At 31.7% G+C, this 19,697-nt stretch carries 25 protein-coding genes and 4 pseudogenes; 2 read left to right on the forward strand and 27 right to left on the reverse strand.

Annotated features, from left to right (window positions below; genetic code table 11):
- Window positions 1-384 precede the first annotated feature (384 nt).
- Both BM211_RS27630 and BM211_RS20975 read left to right on the forward strand, forming a co-directional pair.
- Window positions 385-501: pseudogene (locus BM211_RS27630) on the forward strand (transcriptional regulator); the annotation flags it as partial.
- 69 nt (window positions 502-570) lie between these two features.
- Window positions 571-1,038: a DUF6985 domain-containing protein gene (locus tag BM211_RS20975; RefSeq protein WP_090999308.1), complete on the forward strand. Its 468-nt coding sequence runs from the start codon at window positions 571-573 to the stop codon at window positions 1,036-1,038.
- A gap of 397 nt (window positions 1,039-1,435) precedes the next feature.
- On the opposite strand, the gene BM211_RS20980 is transcribed toward BM211_RS20975, so the two are convergent.
- The 27 genes and pseudogenes from BM211_RS20980 to BM211_RS21115 form a co-directional block, all read right to left on the reverse strand.
- Entirely contained in the window at window positions 1,436-1,903 is a 468-nt protein-coding gene (locus BM211_RS20980) for a DUF6985 domain-containing protein (protein WP_090999311.1), read from the reverse strand.
- 460 nt (window positions 1,904-2,363) lie between these two features.
- Complete coding sequence (locus BM211_RS20985; RefSeq protein ID WP_090999313.1) at window positions 2,364-2,873, reverse strand: ankyrin repeat domain-containing protein; 510 nt, start codon at window positions 2,871-2,873, stop codon at window positions 2,364-2,366.
- A gap of 217 nt (window positions 2,874-3,090) precedes the next feature.
- Window positions 3,091-3,225 carry a hypothetical protein gene (locus BM211_RS26825; RefSeq protein ID WP_256217170.1) on the reverse strand — a complete coding sequence of 45 codons (135 nt, stop codon included), beginning with the start codon at window positions 3,223-3,225 and terminating at the stop codon, window positions 3,091-3,093.
- A gap of 533 nt (window positions 3,226-3,758) precedes the next feature.
- On the reverse strand, window positions 3,759-4,301 hold the full coding sequence (locus BM211_RS20995; RefSeq protein ID WP_090999318.1) for a SecY-interacting protein Syd: 543 nt from the start codon (window positions 4,299-4,301) through the stop codon (window positions 3,759-3,761).
- A gap of 80 nt (window positions 4,302-4,381) precedes the next feature.
- On the reverse strand, window positions 4,382-4,903 hold the full coding sequence (locus BM211_RS21000) for a SecY-interacting protein Syd (RefSeq protein WP_090999319.1): 522 nt from the start codon (window positions 4,901-4,903) through the stop codon (window positions 4,382-4,384).
- Between the two features lie 139 nt (window positions 4,904-5,042).
- Window positions 5,043-5,510, reverse strand: a complete 468-nt coding sequence (locus BM211_RS21005; RefSeq protein ID WP_090999322.1) for a DUF6985 domain-containing protein — start codon at window positions 5,508-5,510, stop codon at window positions 5,043-5,045.
- A gap of 24 nt (window positions 5,511-5,534) precedes the next feature.
- A pseudogene (locus BM211_RS21010) lies at window positions 5,535-5,750 on the reverse strand (HNH endonuclease); the annotation flags it as partial.
- 370 nt (window positions 5,751-6,120) lie between these two features.
- Window positions 6,121-6,777, reverse strand: coding sequence for a hypothetical protein (locus tag BM211_RS21015; protein WP_090999326.1), 657 nt, complete (start codon window positions 6,775-6,777; stop codon window positions 6,121-6,123).
- Between the two features lie 43 nt (window positions 6,778-6,820).
- A complete protein-coding gene (locus BM211_RS21020) occupies window positions 6,821-7,276 on the reverse strand; it encodes an immunity protein YezG family protein (RefSeq protein ID WP_090999328.1) in 456 nt (151 codons plus the stop codon).
- Window positions 7,277-7,297: 21 nt separating this feature from the next.
- Window positions 7,298-7,504, reverse strand: coding sequence for a DNA/RNA non-specific endonuclease (locus BM211_RS21025; protein WP_090999330.1), 207 nt, complete (start codon window positions 7,502-7,504; stop codon window positions 7,298-7,300).
- A gap of 90 nt (window positions 7,505-7,594) precedes the next feature.
- The gene (gene cdiI, locus BM211_RS21030; RefSeq protein WP_090999332.1) at window positions 7,595-7,996 is read right to left on the reverse strand and encodes a ribonuclease toxin immunity protein CdiI; all 402 of its coding nucleotides are present in this window, start codon (window positions 7,994-7,996) and stop codon (window positions 7,595-7,597) included.
- Window positions 7,997-8,056: 60 nt separating this feature from the next.
- A complete protein-coding gene (locus BM211_RS21035; RefSeq protein WP_090999334.1) occupies window positions 8,057-9,196 on the reverse strand; it encodes an ankyrin repeat domain-containing protein in 1,140 nt (379 codons plus the stop codon).
- 164 nt (window positions 9,197-9,360) lie between these two features.
- Window positions 9,361-9,618, reverse strand: coding sequence for a hypothetical protein (locus tag BM211_RS21040; RefSeq protein WP_090999337.1), 258 nt, complete (start codon window positions 9,616-9,618; stop codon window positions 9,361-9,363).
- Between the two features lie 78 nt (window positions 9,619-9,696).
- Window positions 9,697-10,047: a hypothetical protein gene (locus tag BM211_RS21045; RefSeq protein WP_090999339.1), complete on the reverse strand. Its 351-nt coding sequence runs from the start codon at window positions 10,045-10,047 to the stop codon at window positions 9,697-9,699.
- A 391-nt stretch (window positions 10,048-10,438) separates the two neighbouring features.
- Window positions 10,439-10,789: a hypothetical protein gene (locus BM211_RS21050; RefSeq protein WP_090999341.1), complete on the reverse strand. Its 351-nt coding sequence runs from the start codon at window positions 10,787-10,789 to the stop codon at window positions 10,439-10,441.
- Window positions 10,737-11,121, reverse strand: a pseudogene (locus tag BM211_RS21055) (zincin-like metallopeptidase toxin domain-containing protein). The gene BM211_RS21050 and the pseudogene BM211_RS21055 overlap by 53 nt, the downstream one beginning before the upstream one ends.
- 281 nt (window positions 11,122-11,402) lie before the next feature.
- On the reverse strand, window positions 11,403-11,882 hold the full coding sequence (locus BM211_RS21065; protein ID WP_371261896.1) for a hypothetical protein: 480 nt from the start codon (window positions 11,880-11,882) through the stop codon (window positions 11,403-11,405).
- Between the two features lie 528 nt (window positions 11,883-12,410).
- Entirely contained in the window at window positions 12,411-12,866 is a 456-nt protein-coding gene (locus BM211_RS21070; protein ID WP_090999347.1) for a DUF6630 family protein, read from the reverse strand.
- A 223-nt stretch (window positions 12,867-13,089) separates the two neighbouring features.
- Complete coding sequence (locus BM211_RS21075) at window positions 13,090-14,658, reverse strand: IS200/IS605 family accessory protein TnpB-related protein (protein ID WP_090999350.1); 1,569 nt, start codon at window positions 14,656-14,658, stop codon at window positions 13,090-13,092.
- A gap of 245 nt (window positions 14,659-14,903) precedes the next feature.
- The gene (locus BM211_RS21080) at window positions 14,904-15,875 is read right to left on the reverse strand and encodes a hypothetical protein (RefSeq protein ID WP_090999352.1); all 972 of its coding nucleotides are present in this window, start codon (window positions 15,873-15,875) and stop codon (window positions 14,904-14,906) included.
- Between the two features lie 66 nt (window positions 15,876-15,941).
- Window positions 15,942-16,238 (reverse strand): hypothetical protein, encoded by a 297-nt coding sequence (locus BM211_RS21085; protein ID WP_090999354.1) that lies wholly within the window; start codon window positions 16,236-16,238, stop codon window positions 15,942-15,944.
- Window positions 16,239-16,320: 82 nt separating this feature from the next.
- Window positions 16,321-16,707 (reverse strand): Imm3 family immunity protein, encoded by a 387-nt coding sequence (locus tag BM211_RS21090; protein ID WP_090999356.1) that lies wholly within the window; start codon window positions 16,705-16,707, stop codon window positions 16,321-16,323.
- Window positions 16,688-17,285, reverse strand: a pseudogene (locus tag BM211_RS21095) (deaminase domain-containing protein). The gene BM211_RS21090 and the pseudogene BM211_RS21095 overlap by 20 nt, the downstream one beginning before the upstream one ends.
- A 173-nt stretch (window positions 17,286-17,458) precedes the next feature.
- The gene (locus BM211_RS21100) at window positions 17,459-17,944 is read right to left on the reverse strand and encodes a hypothetical protein (RefSeq protein WP_090999358.1); all 486 of its coding nucleotides are present in this window, start codon (window positions 17,942-17,944) and stop codon (window positions 17,459-17,461) included.
- 13 nt (window positions 17,945-17,957) lie between these two features.
- Entirely contained in the window at window positions 17,958-18,350 is a 393-nt protein-coding gene (locus tag BM211_RS21105; RefSeq protein WP_090999360.1) for an HNH endonuclease, read from the reverse strand.
- 381 nt (window positions 18,351-18,731) lie between these two features.
- Window positions 18,732-19,118, reverse strand: a complete 387-nt coding sequence (locus tag BM211_RS21110) for a hypothetical protein (RefSeq protein ID WP_090999362.1) — start codon at window positions 19,116-19,118, stop codon at window positions 18,732-18,734.
- A 93-nt stretch (window positions 19,119-19,211) separates the two neighbouring features.
- Complete coding sequence (locus BM211_RS21115) at window positions 19,212-19,571, reverse strand: Imm3 family immunity protein (protein WP_090999364.1); 360 nt, start codon at window positions 19,569-19,571, stop codon at window positions 19,212-19,214.
- Between the last annotated feature and the right edge of the window lie 126 nt (window positions 19,572-19,697).

Consider the following 19,697-nt stretch of genomic DNA (forward strand, 5'->3'; position numbering starts at 1 on the left):
ATAAAGTGAAACTTTAATCAGTGGGGGTTTTCTTCATCCCCCACTGATTATTAGTTGAACCAATCGGGCTTTTACGGGCAGTTTATCTCCCACCTAACTTCTTTGCTTTCGCTGAATTTTGAGGTGGGAGTATTACTGCCTGTTAATGCGGGATAAAAGAAGAATTGAATGATGTTAAGGAAGGATTCGAGAAATTCAACTCGTGTTATGGAGTTTTGAGAATCCCTTAGCGTATAAAAACGTTAAAATGTATGTCCTACGCCTTATTGAATGGAAGAATCTTTACCGCAATAAACAGCACAAACAAAAAAATCCGCATTTGCGACTCATGAACTTATAGAACTAACGCATGCGTTAGTTGAATTACTTACCGTTTAATCGCACCAACAAAATGCGATTAATCAACATTTTCGTATTTTAGATGATAGTGATTATAGGTGGTATAGCACGTTTGAAGAGGAAGATGTTATAAATCGTTTTCACGAATTAACTAACGAGTAATTAAAAAATAGGGACTACTTATGTGGTAAAATAATATAAAAATTCAATTTAAAGGAGGTATTAAATGAAGTGGCTATTAAAAACCTTAAAACCAATGAATATTCCGGATTAGAAGGAGAAGCCTATTTCGAATTATTTGATCAAAACATTCTGGTATACATAGACCAAGATGCAGATATCGAATACGCAGAACTATGTATAACATACTTAAATTCCTTAAGTGAGGAACTGATAAATAAACTTTGTAAAGCATCTATTAGATACTGTAATGACTTTCTTGATGATATAGGTGAAGATATTATAGAATTTTCTAAACCGACAGATGTTCTACCTTATATTACACCAAATACTATATGTATTCCGAATCCTAAAAATAAATCTGAACCTGTCATTGATTTAGAATTAAATTGCACATGGGAAGAAGAACATGGTATGGAATGGATCATTCGCAGTGGGAAAGTTATGTATGTCGGAGCATTTGAAGGAATAAATCCATATGGGAATTGTGATATCGGAAAAGATTGGAATTATGCTTAATGTATGATTTCATAGAAGTGTAATCAAAGAATATACTAATTTTCTTATTAAACTAAAAGGTGCTTTCGTTTAATAAATTTGTATGGCTCAATATATTATTAAAAAACTTTATTATTTCTATACAGTTATTATTTGTTGTAGCTTTGAAATAAAGTCGTACTGTTTATAAAAAAGGCTCATTCCTCCTCAACATTCAAGTTGGAATAAGCCTTCGAAATTTATTAAGCATATTTGTCAGTTACCTTTAAAAACATCTCTTAGATTTTTGCTCAATTTATACCTTCTTTTTTCTTCAGGTTTATATTTGAAAGGAAGCTCTAAGCTATATGTATATTAATCCCCAGTGTTCATAATTCATTAGTCTTTTTCTGTTAATCCCTATTAACAAATTTTATATTCAAATCGCAACATCTTGGTAGCCTACTTCAGTTACTTTTTCATTTAATAGACGAAGCCCTAGTCCATTTTCTGTGTCCCATGTACAATTAAATGTAATTCCGATATCTCGACCTTCAAAAATACCCGCATATGAAACAACAATTCCATCTAAACTTATCATTTCTAGTATTTGATCAGTTGTTTCAATTAATGGATAATTCTCATTTACTTCAATATCATAACCTAGTCCATGTCGTGTTTGTTTGTAATAGTCTAATATTGGTTGCAAAAAACTTTTTTGTAAGTGTTCCCAATTTTGCATCAGTGAGGTATATGCTGTATATTGCTCTTCATCAAATTTACCATCCTCATCACCATCGACCATCAATGCTATTTCGAATTCATTTCCAAAAAAATTAATAGTAGTATCCTTAGACCATGCATAATTATATTCAAGTTCACCAAAAACTGCATCGTTTATTATCATTTTAAACTCTCCTTTTTTATTGGCGAATCCTTCACTCACAAATACATACTTTAATAAATATCCATAAAGTTTCACTTTATCTATAAATACTTAATTTCTTTAACTAGTCATGAGCGCGGATGAATTGCTATAACTGATGATTAGACTGTATGTAGCTATTTATGAGTAGTCATGTCTCTAAAAGTAATGAAATTTGACGCTTACATTCATAAGTTGTGCGTTATCATATCCACTTGTAAAATATAAATTAAGTAGTAAATCTAAGTCATTAGAACGAATCCTATATCTCTATTCGCGTAGTAATAAAATACATGCTTATTCTATTATTGTACTGGTCCCATAAAACCAGTAATAATAAGAATATGTTCCTTCAAATTGACCTTTTCTTTTTCTATATACTTCACATATGCTTTATGTGTCATTTATAGTTAGTAAAACAAACAATATCAATCTCTCTTACTTATTCTTTTTCACCCATCTTCATCTTTAAATATTCAGCAATTGCTGTTTGCCCAAATTCTCTAGCATATTCATAAGCATTCATATTCTTAATATTTTCTCCAGTGTATCTAATTGAAATATCTATTCCTTTTTCAACTAGAAACTCAACTACTTCTTTATGTCCACCATAAATCGCTCCAAATAATGGATTTCTTTTTGCTAAGGTCACATCTAATTCTGCGCCTGCCTCTATTAAATACTTTACTATCTCCAAATGCCCCGCTCCTGCAGCCAATCTTAAAGGAGAAGCATCAAATATATCACCTTTTGTATTCACATCGATTCCTTTATGAATCAGATATTCTACTATTCCAAAATGTCCTTTCTTTGCTGCAACATGTAACCACGTGCCAAATGGTGTCATTGAATGTAAAGATTCTGGATTATCGCCTATTAAACGCTTTACTTCATTACTATCACCAAGCTTAATAGCATTTCTTATAGTTTTATTGAGACTTTTTTCATCCATAACATTACCTCCTGTATTTCTACTATCTTGTACTAGCTATGTCTCTTAAATCTTCAAGAGCTTCAACAACCCTTAACCGATTAACTACTTCCTCTAAAGCATCAAGACTATGTTGTCCTATTACGGCATTTGGTGCCCAAACAAGATTTTCTTTACCAATTATTAGTTCTATCCCATACCTTCTTAATATTTCTTGACCTTCTCGAACCAGTTCTTGTTACTTCTGACCAAGACCTTTTTTAAATAGAATATGATGTGCAGGTGGATCACCTAGTAATCCTCGAAGATACTTACCAAAATCAATTTTAATTAACGCTTCATTATATTCTTTAGTAATGCCTAAATCAGACATCTTTCTTCTAATCTCAGACAGCTCATCTACACTAAAAGTATTACTTTGACTTCTCTGAATATTCCTTTCTAATTTTTAAATTCTCCTGAGCGATCGTTTGATTTAATATTCTGAATATTTTTCTGAACTATATAATAATATCTGTACAACTTCCGCAAGCGGGTAACTCTATAAATTAATCTGTTGTTCCCTTAAGAATGCACCTTCTCCGTCAATTTCCAGCTAAATTGACCTTCATCAACGACTAATGAAAAACCACCATTATTTTTTCTCTACTAGCGTCATAAACTTTGCACAACCATTACAACCTATAAAAACAACAATCAAAATTTAACAGTATGATATCTTTTTACTTCTTAACAGATATCACGTTTAAACCCACGGGCTTTTTCTTTTTCGTATGCAAATATAAATTGGGTATAAAAAGCCGTAACCAATCTTGGATGCCTTCTTATAATCAGACTCTTAATTAAAAATAGATTGCTTACATAAGAGGTCCTAAAATAACATCGCATTCCAAGGAAGCTACTTTTTCAATTCATTTCAGCTTTTAAATCATTTATCAATTCAACAAGAGAATGGGCAAGTAATTCATTTTCTTCTGTTTCAAAATCTTCCATAAATATCTGTCCTGTTTTATTATCAACCGAAATAGCCATATCCTCAGGAGAGATAAATCCAATTTGAATATACCTAAGTTCCCCCCCATTATTTCCCTCATATTGTTTCATTACTTGGAAAAATTCTAATACACATTTACCTGATTCTACAGGTTCAAGATTAACTAGTCGTGAGCCATAAAAACCTTGTAAGTTTAGAAACCAATATGAATTAAAGTATTCTTTAATAGAGCTATGAATTTTAAGACCAAGTACTTTTTCAATTTCTGAAAAATCCTCTAAATTAACTTTTTCAATAGGTTTCCAATACACATATTCTTCTTCATCTGGGTCACTTAAATATAATTTCGGATCAATATTTTCATCCCAAGGTGCCTTGGGATATGTACCATATTCCTTCTCCCAAACATACAAAAGTTCTTTAAAATAATGTTCTAATGCTTTTTTAATTTCCATGTTATACCTCCAGCAAACTTTTTCTGTTCAAAATATTGACTCAAAAGAGCCAAAACTTTTACTTATTATTTTTTAATATCTTATGAGAGATTTGGAATTAGTTCTGTTAAACTATCACTAATAACTTCGAAACTTCCTCTTTCGTAATCTTCTAATTTTATGTGTCCATGTTCGTTATCTACAACTACCAAAAAACCATTAAATTCCATACCAATAGGAATATTATTTAATTGATTATCATGTGCACTTCTGTATCCTTGTAAAGATACATAAAAATCATGCAGTTCAATTCCTGGTATAACAGGATTTAACTCAAGATCATAACCTAAATGATTACCTCCTAATTCTAAAAACCAATAAGAATTATAATATTCTTTGACTGAATTATGTAATTGTATTCCTAAACCTTTTTCTATATCAGAAAAATCATGAATTACATCTTTTTCTACAGGTTTCCAGAAAACATACCCCTCTGCATCTGCTTCCCCTTCATAAATAAAAGTATCTGCTTCTTCTATCCATAAAGATTTTGGCAATGAATTATTAAAATCTTGCCACTCCCTAATTATCTTATCAAAACAATTTCTCATTTCATTTTTCATTTTTATTTATCTCCTAATTTATCATTCTCATTGAACTACCCCCACCTACCGTTACGCGCTTGAGGTAGGGGTCTTCTCGCCAAATATAATAAAAAATTTCTCCAAAAAAGTATTTCTCTCTTTTGGAGAAATACTTCGCTTACATCGCAACATCTTGATATCCTACTCTGGCTACTTTTTCATTTATTAGAAGTATACCTAACCCATTTTCTGTATCCCACGTACAGTCGAAGGATAACCCAATATATCTACCTTCAAGGCTTTTCGTATATAGTACAGAAATTCCAACTAAACTTATTCTATCAAGAAGTTGATCAATCGTTTCAATCAAAGGATAATTTTCATTAAACGTATCATCATAACCAAGTTCATGTCGTTTTTGTTTGTAATAATCTAACAAGGGTTGTAAAATGTCATGCTGTAGTTTCTTCCAGTTTTGAATGAATGAATTATATGCTATATATTGTTTTTTTAAAAATTTACCATCCTTTTCACCGCTTACCGATAAAGAAATTTCAACTTCTTTTCCACAAAACTCAACATTAGTGTCCTTAAACCATACATAATCATATTCTAGTTCTCCAAAAACTGCATCATTTATTATCATTTTGCACTCCCCTTTAATACATTTCTATTTTGTAGCAAATCCTTCAGGCGTATACGCCCCTGCATTTATCTCTCCTACCCCACCAAGATGTCCAAGTGTACTGTTTATGCTTGATGGTACAAGTTGCACCGTTTTCACATCATTTAATTCATGCCATGTTAAATTGTTTGCGAGTCGGAAATCTTCTATATCGCTTTTGGTCATATTCCCAGGCTTCATTCCAAAGTTGCTTGTTATTTTGACCTCTTTTACAATTCTTCTCTACTATCATCGTACACTGTACACAGCCATTACAATCTATAAAAATGTAATACTTAGTGCACTTATAAAATTATAATATGCCTACTCATTTCTATCCTAAAACGCCAAAAAGCACTTGTTGTCACCTATAAGTAGACAAGTGCTTTAAGTTTAAATGTTTTCTAAATGTAAACGACTCTTAAAGTTTGTGTTTTTTATCATTTTATAGTTTGATCAGACTTCCTGCATTGCTAATTGTTCATATAAATTCTTTGGAGTGGTACGTTCAGTAGAACCTCTTCCAAGAGATTAAACAAAAGCGATAACTAGGTTACCAATTATCGCTGACTAATCCAAACCATTTGGTGCGCTATAAAGTAACAACGATTTTATTATCTATGATAGTTCGAAAGTTGGAGTAATTTCTCATCATATTATTACCGTATGCACTAACAGCCTCATTACCATATATCATACTTTCATAATTACCTTTAAATTCTCTTTTTATTGACTCTTCCAAACTTGCATAGTATCTTTTGATAGCTTCTTCTGCTAATTCACGCGATCCATGCATTAAGATAAAACTAATATCAACCACATAACCTTTTGGAGGATAAAAGCCCCTTATAACAACCTCTTTTACAAAGTTGTCCAGATCGTTCATGCATCTTTCTACAATTGGCATGAATACACTATCTAACCAATTAGTGAATTCATTAACTGTCCCGCCCCAATCTTCTCCATTTGCTATGTTCCAATATAATTGGCCACTTGGCACATTACATTGTTGTGTATTGATATGAAATATTTTATCTTTGGATTTTAAAGGGATAATTGCACATTCACCATAAAATGCTACATTCTTATCAGATATATTATTCCAGCTTGTATAAAAAAATATCTTATAGATGAAATTCTTATCTTTTTTGGTCATCCAACGACTAGACTTAGAATATTTCCAACCACTATCTAAATATTTTTCGGATATTAGATTACATACATTCTTAAATGCTTCATTTGCTTTCATGCCTACACCTCAAAATTAGAACATATCTTTAACTGTAAACAATTTAAAGGTTATTACTTTTTACCTCCTCAAACCACTCACCCGCAATATCACTGGCCGTTTTAATATCATCATTCGTATATACTAAATCATACTTGTATTCAGCCTTGAAGTTGCCACTCTTAACATCATATATTAATTTCATCTCAGTTGGCATGTCTCTTTCGTATTCTTTACACAATGCTTTAATTTTTTCGATATCTTCAGTTAAAATATCTAATACCATAAACTGGCGTTCCGTAGACACATCATACCTTTCATCCCCAGCCCCCAATGCATCATTCACTTTATGAGGCTTCACATACTTATTGTTAACTAGATAAAAGAACTTGCTCGAAATAATACTTTCTTCACATGAAGCGTAAACATACACTTTATCAGCTCTATCTTCAACATATTCCATACATATGGATATCATATCTGCTTGCAATTCACTAAATCTATCTTCAAATTCTTTCATACTACTTTTGCACCCCTTAGATTAATTATTAATAACCTCAGAGAACGACTCACCATCAACAGTGTATTTTACTGAAAATTTCTCGGGACGCATATTATTCCCAGAGTAAATTATAGCAACATTAACTGTTACTTTTTGGTGAGGTGTTTCTTTTAAAGCTGCTGCCCATTTATCTTCAATTTTCTTATATTGCTTCAAAGTGTAATTCTTTTTCTTTCCTATTTCCATAATTCTACTACACCTCTATTCCTTCTTCTTTCAAATTTTTTAATTCAAAAAAACCTTGAAAAGCATATAGCTAATCAAGGAAAGGAATTATCAATCTTTTATATTATATTTATCTTTTATTTTCAAAAAAAGTTCTTCCACGTTCTCAGTATGCTCAGGGTATCTTTCAATGTAAAATTCGCATACGGTTTGAAGATATTCACATAATTCTTTGTAGGTCACAATATCCTCCATACCTTCATCTACACCATAATAGAATAAAACTTTGTTTTCTCCAAAATACTCCTCATCATCTTTATAAAAGTCATCTGAATATACTACACCGCTATAATCCCGTCTTTCAACATATTCCTTTAAAAAACCTTCTAGTATCCTAACAAAGTTATAATTCATTACAAAATCACCAAGCACATCAATAACTGATCCCTTATTTAGTCCTTTTTCTTCGTACATTTGAATCAACTTATTTTTATCATCAAAATTAGTGCTCATTATATTTTTTCTACTCTCCCAGTTAAATGTTCAACATAGTAGCCCTCTTTGTACTTAATATTATCCCTTCAAACCAATGTTTTCTCTTTTTATATCAAGTACATCTAAAATACTAAATTCAGCAAATTTCCCCATTAAATATTCATGTCCTTTTTGTAAAGCCATCATTCTTTCTTCTTCATAAATAGGTATTAAAGTATAAAAATTGATTATTCTATTTTCCGAATCTATAAAACTTCTCATCTCTTTAGATTTACCGATCAAAATACATGATAATGCTGTATTAGAAGCAAATGGCATTGGAGGTTCTCCATTTGGAAGAATGACCCCTTCCTCTAACCATCCATCATATCTGTGAGGGATGTGAGCAACCATTCTCAGCCACTTCAAAGGCCAATAATTACTTTCGTTCGTCATTTCATTTTTACTTAATGGCCAATTTGCAGGTAACTTTAATACCAATTCAGCATACTTAAATCCCTTACTGTCTTCTGAATCATCCATTGCAAAATCACTCATCCCTGTAGTCACAAGAGTTATAAAATCGCATTCTTTTGATGGCAGTATAACTTGAATATCAACCGCTACCTTACTGCCAGGTATGATTTCACTGATTGTATTATTAATGGGACCAAATTGTTCTGTTATATAATCTAAAATCTCAGTTTTCCCGTTTTGCGTAGTATCCTTATATTCTTCTTTTTTACCAGAATTCAATACATTTGCTATCTCTATTTGTCCTTGTTCATGTGCAAATGCTACTGCATTCATATTTTCCATATATTCTCCTGTATACTTAACATGAATGTCAATGCCATTTTCAATCAGAAGTTTTACAATATCTATATATCCACCCTGAATAGCACCAAACAAAGGATTCCTTTCCGATTCACTTACATCCATTTCAGCTCCACAAGTCAATAGATACCTGACAATTTCAAACTGTCCTTTTGAAGCCGCTTGGTTAAGTGCCCCACCACCATATACACCACCGTGCTTATTTATGTCAGCACCTAATTCTATAAGTCGCTTGACTATTTCAAGCTTTCCATGTGTGGCTGCAACATGAAGAAAAGTTCCAAACGGTCTCATCGATATATTCAAGATCTCCATATCTGAATCAATTAACTCAACTACTCTTTCAACATTATTTTGCTTGATAGCTGTACGAATTTCTTTAGCTAGTTGGATATTTTCCATATTATCACTACCTCCTTTTGGCGGCTATGTTACCTAATTCTTCAAGTGCTGCAACCAATTTCGTACGTCTCCACTTACAATAATGAGACCTTGATTCAAAACAAATGTAATACTACAAAGGCAATAAAAACCGTAAAAGGCATATAGCCGATTAAGGTTTTTATTTATATCCCTTTCTTACTATCAACAAAAAAATTGATAACATCTTTTTTATTATATATCTCGGATGTTCTTAAATAATTTAAAAATTCTTCTGTTTCAATTTTATTCGTTATATTTATTGAAGAATAATTCTCTAAAAAATGACTTAACAAACTGTCATCAACGTTTTCTATTGGTGATGGTAAATATAATTCGGCTTGTGTTCCGATCCATTCTTTTGCTTCTGTTTCTGCTATATCAAATGGCTTTCCTTTAGCCATTAATTCAGCAATCTTATCTGCTGCTAATTTATTTTTTATTTACGCTACTACTAGGTTTACTTTAATAACATACACTAATTAATTTTTAGTAATTTCCTCATAATAATTTTGCAACCACCCTATATCATCTTGTAAATATTCACACTCAAATTCATTCAAACATTCCTTTATATCAATGCTTTTGTATAAATCTAAAATTATTTTTATATTACTTAAATCATCTTCATCAAAATTTCCTTTATTTGTACTTTGTAGCCCTATTATAGTTGAAATTACAACAATTGATTCTATCCCATTATTTTGTATTTCTTCATAAAAATCATCATAGCATCTTCCAGCAGATTGTTCTGGTGTATATTTATCAATATTTAAATATATATAGTAGTTCCTAGTAATCTCATATTTAATTTGAAAAAAGCTTTTCCCCATTTTTAATACCTCCATTTGTTATTTTTTCTTTTAACACAATATTTTAAAGTAAGATATCTTGAAATCCTATTTCAGTAATCACTTAAAAAATTAATAATAAACTCACTCATTTCTATAACTAAAACATAAAAAAGCACTCATCGTCGATTGTAGACAATCAAATGCTTTAAGTTTGTAAATTTATGGTTTGTTCTCAGTAACAATAATTCGTATATTTAAAATTGCTTCTCATCTACGTATCGTTCTTATTTTTATAAATAAATATCGTTATATAGCTCCATAATTGTCTAAACATCATGAGTTCTTTATTCTACACACTTATTTTCTTATATTACTAGTTACGGTAATTATGAGGTAAAAAGGTTCATTCACTACTGGGTATAAGTACTTTCTACTTAATCTCATCGTCATTAAAAATGGCCTCAAACTCCTCATCAGTATAATCTCTATTACTTGATAGATGATAACGATGAGGAATCCCGTTATGGTCTAGAACATGATCTACAACACCTTCCTCATCAGAAACAACAAAAGTAATTTCATCATTACCTTCATATGTCTTTGGGGTTATATCTGCCAAAACGAGCCACGCATTTCCTTTAATTCTATAAAATTCATTATAAAATCTTACGGACCTTTCTATATCATCATGTATGATCCCGTGTAAATTATGCTTTTTCTGATATCGCTTAGCAATTTGAATAGCTTGACTTGCAGTTAGATTTGTTTCCTTTTCTTCCATCACTATTTCTCATATCCTTTCCAATTAGGTAATGGCCATTGTCTACTTCTAATGAAAAAATATATCTTTGTGCTTCATATATCTCTTCAGCAATACATTTTTCCTTATTCTGCATAATTTCATTATAAATGTACTCTTCTCTTGCTGATCTTGATTGTTTCAAATAATTTTCTTGTCCAAGTTCTCTAGATTGTTTAGCATGGTAGGATTCATGAGGGGCACTTAAATTTAATACCAATTTCATTCATACTTTTCTTAAATTCCCTTAAATCTCGAATACTCATAATCCTTAATCCATCATCTGTTAGACGAGTTTGACCACTAACAGGCATCTCTTCCCATTCTTTAAAATCAAGATTATCCGTACCCTATGTTATAAAGTTAAAAAAGAAGCTGTTTTTCGCTTGAAAATCACGAAAAACAGCCTATTTTAATAATTTCCCCCCTCATTTTTCCTCCTCAATCACTTATATTTCATTCACAATCTATTTATATATTCTCTTGAATGTTGTAATATTTCAGTGTTATAAAGATTCTTGATATACTTGCCTAGGTTTAAAAAAGCCTATTCCTTAAGGTCTTATAGGAATAAGCTTCTCAGTGTTTCTTATATTTAATCGTTATTTTCTATACTTTTAACTTCTATCATTTTTTGTTCAATCCAATTCATAGCCGTCTCTGCCTCTTCTCGGGCAATCACCCGACGTTTGCATTTGTATTTGTAATTTTCATAAGCCCATACTAGTATAATTTTTACAAATTCAATTGTCTCTACTTTACAGATAGGTTCAATTTCATCTTCTTCTTCATCATAAAAAGGGTCTTCAATTATTGTAATGTCTCTATAAGATATAACGCTAGATGCATTTCCTCCATGTCGATATTCGGGTAGATGTCCCTTTAATAATTCAATATAATTATCTACATCATTTTTTAATTCATTAAATCTCCAAGATATATCAGAACCAAGTGGGTCGCTTATCATATATGCAAATTCCAAAGAATTTTCTTGATTAAAGTCCAATACTACTTCATTAATAATTTCTTTAAAATCTAGTAAATATCTATACTTCACCATAATATGTATCCCCATTCCATTTTCTAGTATAACGGATAAGCTGAAACAACCTTATTATTCTTAATTACCATCCCTGCATCTGTACGTCCCCTAAATTTATAATTCATTCGTTTTAAGTCCATTCCATGTCTTTTCAATGAAATGTCATCTCACCTAATTCTCACGCTTTTCTTTCTAGCCCAGTTGTAAAAATAAAAAAGTCAATAGCCACTACGTTCTCCTAACGTCGCTATTGACTTCCTTTATTAAGCATGTACCTTTGTCAGTGTCCAAGTAACTCACAAAATAGGCACATTTTTCAACTTATTTTTCTATTTTTAGTATCAAGTCTTCCAAATTCAAAACATCTTTATTATTTTGACTAATGTTCATGCGAAAAGTTTCAAATAAATTTGCAAGAACATGAACGATTACCATAACACATGGCGTTATTACAATCGTATATGGCCAAAAATGGTACATTCTAGATAGCTATGCAATCTTGATATTAACTTATAAGGAAACCTTGACCGGAGTCAAGGCTGAAGACGTACAATATTAGGTCTATCTATAATACTTGATACACCTTTCTTGAAAAGGGATTCTATCATCGTGCAGCACTTCTTCTTGCAGCAATTTTGCTATATTCTCTATTTTTACAATGAATAGTGCGAAGAAGTCGCCCGAATTTGGATATGAAAATAGTCCATATCCCTTTGGTGACAGTATTTTGTTGACCTCCTTGATCTTTTCAGGTAAAAATTCATAATGAAATGCTTCTAATTTCTCGAGTTCTTCTTGTGTTGCTAATTCAATTTGGTGGGCAAATTCGTAATCAAGAATAAAATTGACAATTTCTTGGTATTCCTCACCTTTATAGTCAACGTATAAAAACTGTTTCGTCGTTAATCCATATTTTAATAGATCTTCATGTAAGTCATAACTTCCTTGCTCCCTCAAAAACGTTTCCAAATCCTTGCTATCAGGAAATATAATCTGTGCTATCCCTTGATCAGGCATATTAGCTTCCTGGTTTAAAAAACTTATAAAAATCTATCAAAACGTTGGCGAACCAAGACAAAAGCCAACTACCGAAAAGGAATCTCACCTTTTTCCTGTCCGTAAGGTTATCACCTTCTCATTCACCTACTGTGAAAGAATAACGGCAGGTTCCTGTTAGGAACGGTCTTGTTTTGCGCATAATCATTCATCCGAGTCAACTATGCGCAAAGCGATATAAGTTTTAAACCAGGTTCCCTCCCTTCTTGATTTGAAATAAAATTTGTTGATTACTCATATACACTGTTTTATGAAGGATACTCCATAATTTCCAGTTGTGATCGTCTTTCCATGTTGCGATGGTTTGTAACCATTTCTTATATATCTTTTTTGGATTCTTATTACTTTCTTCCAATGAAGCAATAAGAATCCGAAGTTTCGTTGCGATTTGGTTTTGTAACAAAGAAATCATTTCTTTTGGTAGTTTTTCTTGTAGTCCAAGCCCACGACGTGCAATCGTAAACGCAGCCGTTTCATGAACGCTAATCCCATACTTTTTACTATATTTTAGTTTTCCAATCACGCTTGTATAAGCAGGATTCACCATTTTGACGGAAAATCCATTACGAAGCCCCATTCTGATTAAACTATTTAACATCTTCTTGTAAGTAAACTGATGAAATTTGCGATTGCTGTATGTGTCTGTATCATGAGAGTGTTGAAAACGTAAATCTTCTAGGACAATGCCGCCAACATGTTGAGAACATAACCAATCTTTGATTTGTTGTGTCATTTGCCCGATTACAGTAGCACGTTTATCCGTAGAAAACGTATCTAGATTGTGTAAATAAAAGATTTTCGATCCTTTGAAATTCCCTTGCTTCGTGCATAAACTAATGGCTATACGATCAGGATTGACATCGATTCCTGCAATCACATCAGATATTGGGACTTGTTTGAAGTCTAACATACGACCTGTTTTCGTTTCCTCAAATGTAATATTCACATAGAATTCCTCTTTTTTACGAAGTAATTCTACACTATATGTTTGATGGTCAATTATTGGTTTTCCTTTTGGATTCACACCTGTTTGTGTACCCATGACCACGCCTGTGATTTCCTTGTAATAACGATACGGAATTATAATCGGTACTACAATACGAGGACTTTTTCTTTTTCCTGAAGTCAACCCTAACGGATTGGCGATTTCTAACCAACCTTGGCCATTATCATCAATTGTGATCCGTATATTTAAATTTCCTTTTTTACTTTTATCACCTCTTGAATACAATTGCCGTGTCCGTAAATCCTTCCATTCTTGATTGGAAATGTTTTGTTTCATACGTTCATAAAAGGCTTTTCGGCCACCGAAAATAACAGACGGTAATGTACCGTTTGTGATATGCGTTTCATACATCGAAACTTTTTGTTCTAATTTTTGTTTTCGCTTTCGTAAACCATTTAAACAAACGTCTAATGGTACTTTTTTTGGTCTTTTTCTACCACTTTTATATTCTTCTATTTTTTGTATGGTTTGTTCTAACTTTTTTTGATTGTTTTCTAGATAAACAAGAAGGAGTTCTTTTTGAGAGGAAATGATGGTTTGTGCTTGTAAAACTGCATCTTCACAATAACGTTTATTTAAGGAATACACGTGTTGCAATTTCTTGATCAATTCTTTATCATGATGTCCTTCTGTTAAACGATTAAAACTATAACGTTTGGCACTTTCAAATGTACGAATCAAATCGAGAAGTTGTTCCCTTTGTTCTCTTGTGATGGTTTTAATTTTACAAGAACGTGTTGTTTTCATCTATTACTCTCCTTTCGTTACTCAATTTTCAATCTCTTTACTTACTTTTTTCCCTCCACGTTTTCCACTTGTTTTTTTGTGGAAACACAAGCCCGCCGCTTCTTTAATTATTATCATTCTTCCCATAAAAAAACAACTCCCTTTTTGTTATAGAGTCTGACAAAACTGGATGTGTATGCAGTAGTTTTTATTATCTTTTATAACTTTTTATAAATTTTTTTGAAACTGTCGGAACCTCCCTTTTATTAAAATAATTCTCCATGCTTGTTAGGAATATATTCCGGGTAGTTTTTACGATAAAATTGATCGATCATCTGAAGTACAGGGTCCCATTCAGGGTAAGGCTCACGTTCTCCAAATACCATTTTCGCTTCTGGAGTATTCATCAGAAAATTATCGAATTGAGTAGGTACTGGCAACCCTAGTTGTTTCCTTACATGGATCAAGAATAAGATCTCAAAAGGATAAAATCCGAATCCGAAATCACCAAATTCACCGAACTGTCCGATTTCAGAAGCTAATGCAGAATGATACTGTGACATTATCGAAATTAGATGTTCTATTTCTTCTAAATCACCAGTTGACCAACGTCCCAGCACTTCATCATAAATGTTCAGGTCTTCAGGGATTAAGTCGCATCGTAGTTCAGCTTCCTTAAACTTATTTATCACGGCTAGATGCAATTTTTCATTCGTTCCCATAATGGTTTTATTTCTATACTGCAAGTACAGCTCTAGCAAAAACCAAATATGTCTATCTTCTTCATTGGCATCTATTAAATGTTCACCGAAGTGATGAGTCATAAAATTATATAATATATTTTCTTCTTTCTCCCATCCATACATTGCAAAATGAACTAATGTGAAGACGACTTCGCTAAACGTATATCCCAAGAACATCCTTGGATACCTGATTGTATAAAGATCCTGTCCCATGCACTGGTAAAATAAAACCTTCTGCATGTTTTTTAATCCTTCTGCATTGTTTCCACCGCTGATCAATACATCGTTTTTCCATAGTGACAAGTGATATGAGGAAATTTTGCTTAGATTTATTAATAGTATGTGATCTTTCTCTGTTTCATTTTGCTCAACGATTTCCTCATTCTCTCTTCTACTAACATCATATTTATCTTTAACATCTTCAAATTTGATTCCATCCACAAAATTTTTGCTATATCTTCTAAAAGCCATTTCTAACTTTTTTTGGTTTATCATTGCATTCTCCCTATGAATTAATCTATTTCCTTATTCCAGTCTTTTACCCTTAACACCTTTAAATAATTAATTTATAGCCTTTTTTGCAAACTCAACATCCGTTTTCAAATCTAATTCAGGATATCTTTTTTCTAGTAATTCCAAAGTATCAATAAATTTCTTACTTTGTAGTTTTTCAGATATGTCCTCAAATATTTCACTTATCCATTCCAGTTCCTCTTCCTCACAATTCTCTAAATATTCAATAGTTTCTTTTTCACTTTTCTTGAATATGTCTGTTAACTCACTCCACTTTTTTTCTACCGCTGGATCATCTGGGTGTAACTTTTTTCTTTCCAAAATTATTTTTTTATTATCAATCATTAATTATTACTATCTTTCTAATCTTTATTTAAACTTTTTTATGAAGACCACCAAGCGAAAGCGCGGTAGAAATCTGTGTCTATTATCTTGACATAGTATCATAATTATCAGCATTAGGATCATAGTCGAGTAGTACGTTATTAAGTTTATGATTGACATTATTTATTCTGGTCAAAAGATTCTCAACCTCTTCAGATAACAATTCCTTCTCTAATTCCTTCCTATCAATGCTTCCTAGCTCTTTTTTTATGGCATCAACCACACCCACAAAAACTTTTGGATGTGTCACTATTATCTCTCCCATGGCTAAGTGTACTAATACATTTTCTGTTTTACCCTCATTACAGACGGTTTCGAATTCATAAAATGTTCTTGCAGTAGCATATTTATATCCTCTGTCTTTATTTAACATATTATCATACATTTCTTTGACAGCCTCAGTTAATTCATTATATTCCCAATCTTCCATTTATCTTTCTCCTATAGGCTATGACTTTAATCCCGTTATTATGGATAACCTCTAATTCTATATTTTTAGCAAATTCAGCTATTACCCTACTACAACTATCGCAAGTATCTAGTTCTGTAAATAACTTTATTTTATCTTTTGCCTCAGTATTATTTCCAAGTCTGTGAGTACTCAATATCAGAATCTCTTGGGTACTCAATTCCATTCTTATCTGCTGCTTTTAAAGCCTTAAAAGTTGGATTATTAGGCTTTAATAAAATATCCGCTACCCTTTCCTCTAACACACCATTTAGTTCATTTATGCTACTTTGAGCAAAAAACCCTGATTTATCAATACCATTAACATCCACTTCTGCTAGAGCAAAGTTTTCAGACTTTTCATATCCACTAGTCAATTTCCTCCTTAGCTCTTTCACTCTATCAATGATATGAGCTTCTGCTACTGAATCTATTTTTCTTGTTGGATATACTTTATCCGTACCCTTACCAAGTAGATTTACAAATTCGATATTTTTAGTGAGAGACTTCCATGTATGTACGATAGAAATAACCTTCAAGATTATTGTTTCTATTTGCATGAAAAAATAGCAGAGATTTCCAGAGTTTATCTCTACTATTTTTCGCTATTAACTTCTAAAACAAACCAATTTTCATTCCATATAATCGCACAGATACTATTCAGATAAGATTATCAAATGAGAGTCTCTTATCTCTGTCATAACTTTTAAAATTATTTTACTCATATCTCAAGTCACTCAAATTCGTCTAAACTATTCAGAGTTTCATCACTTATGTCAGAAGGCTCAAATTCCTCCCAATTGTTTAATTCAAACGATGCTCCATCTACATTTACAAAGCCACTTCGCTTATAGAAATAACCACCGCGTTCATAAAGTTTTATTACTGGCTCAAATAAATCTTTGTTTTCAATAGCGATTTGATTTCCCTCATCTATAAGTGCATTTAGTTCAAGGAAACTTGTAACTATTGCCTTTTGATAACTATTCTTCACTTCATTAATTAATTCAATTTCTTCTATATTTGCTTGCGGTGATGTGATTGAATTAGAAATACTTATAAAGGGGTAAACACATTTACCTGGATACGTTCGGAAAAATATCACCGTTCTCCTTAAATACTCTTTGCACAATTGGACATTCGATTTTCTTTCTATTTCCCCAATACGACTCCAATCAATTGCTGAAATTCGCTTAATTGCTTGCTCTAAATTCTCCAAATATTCTCACCTCTTACGTATTTTTCATAATATAATCAAAAGCTCCTGGAAATTCACCTGCATTTTGTATATCATCTCTTGTCCATGATTCATGGGAACCACGACTGACCAGTCCCTGTTCTCTTAATAGGAGTTTTATGATACGTAGCAATCCGATTTTTATTTCTTTTAACTGTTTTGGAGTAAATATTTCTTTTGGAATTTCTCCCTTCCCTATAGCTTCCTTTAGCATTTGAGTACACGCTTTAAACTGCATATCATCTGGCTTAATATATAAACTTTTATCTAGTCTCATTGTAAGCTTAACATCATACCCTTTAAATATTGGGAATCCTAAAATATCAAACGGACAAACTATAATATCAATGGTATTGTCGATGAAATTAATATTATTGAGGATTTGCAAAATTTCTTTACAAGCAACGAATCGAACAAGACATGGGAAAAGCTATCCTCGAAGTTCGTAAAAACAAATTAAATAATCTACGAATTGCTTATAAAAACAAAGAAACCATTAACTTAAACGAAGATGATGAATAGCTCTTGTCATGAAATAACATTAAAAAAAGTCAACAGACCACTACGTTCTCCTAACGTTGCTGTTGACTTCTTTTATTGGGCATATATTTTTGTCAGTGCCCGAAGAACCTATAAAACAGCTATTACCTTAGTTAGTTCCTCGAACACATACAGCTTAACATGCCCACCGTTTTTGCTTTAAGATTTCATATTGAGTTTCCAAAAGATTCTTTCCCCTCAGAATCTAGCAAAATAATTAATTCAATTTCTATTCTCCCAAGAGCATGTTGACTCTTAGTGAATATATACCGTCTTTATCAACTTCAAAGTCTCCTTGTGAAAGAAGATTATCAATTTCCGTTAAGTCTTCATTATATTGAAAATTTTCTTCAGGTGATAGATTTTCTAAAGATTGTTTTTTAACCCTTTCAATTCTGGTAAGGATATAATCTGGTATAAATCCATGCTTTAAACTAATAAGAGCTAGATTCAAAAATACAGACGCATATTCCACTTTGTCTTTTTTCATAGGAATAACAGATTCTTCAAAAGTAGCATCTACCGATTGCTTAACTGTAAAATTTTGTTCACTTCTAAATTCTTCATAAATTTCCATGGTACATTCTTTAGCTTCCATATAAATTTTCCCATCCATTTTCTCACCTGCTTAGTATATATATTCAATTTTATGTTAGATGAGCCTTCGATTTTTATATAATCAGCTCATGTACTCAATCTCTTATAAATATCACTGTTCTGCTGAGGGATTATAATCAAACTCTGCATTTTTTAATTCTTCTATTACTTTATTTATTCGTCCCGATAAGTCCTTTACTTCTTCTGATGTTAATTCATCTTCTGCTTCTTGTGGATTAAACAAACTTAAACTCTTTGTTATACCTTCAACATAACCAACGAAAACTTTATCATAAGTAATTAAAATCTCTCCTATAGCAACATCAACGATAATATCCTCTATTTCACCTAAATTATTGAAATAGTCTACTATTCTTGCTATTGCATGTCTATGCCCTCTATTTTGAGATAAAAACTCTTTATATACCTCTTGAATTGTTTCAAACAACTCGTTGTATGTCCAATCTTCCATTAAAAATCTCTCCATTACTCATTAATTTAGTTTTAATCTTTTCATTATTACGTATTATCTCTAATTGTTATTATTTCCTACAATTTCTTTGCATGGGAAAAAGAGATAATGTTTCTTATTTGAAAC

Origin of the sequence: Bacillus sp. 491mf, assembly GCF_900112415.1 — a bacterium.
In the GTDB taxonomy this organism is placed as follows: Bacteria; Bacillota; Bacilli; order Bacillales; family Bacillaceae_G; genus Bacillus_A.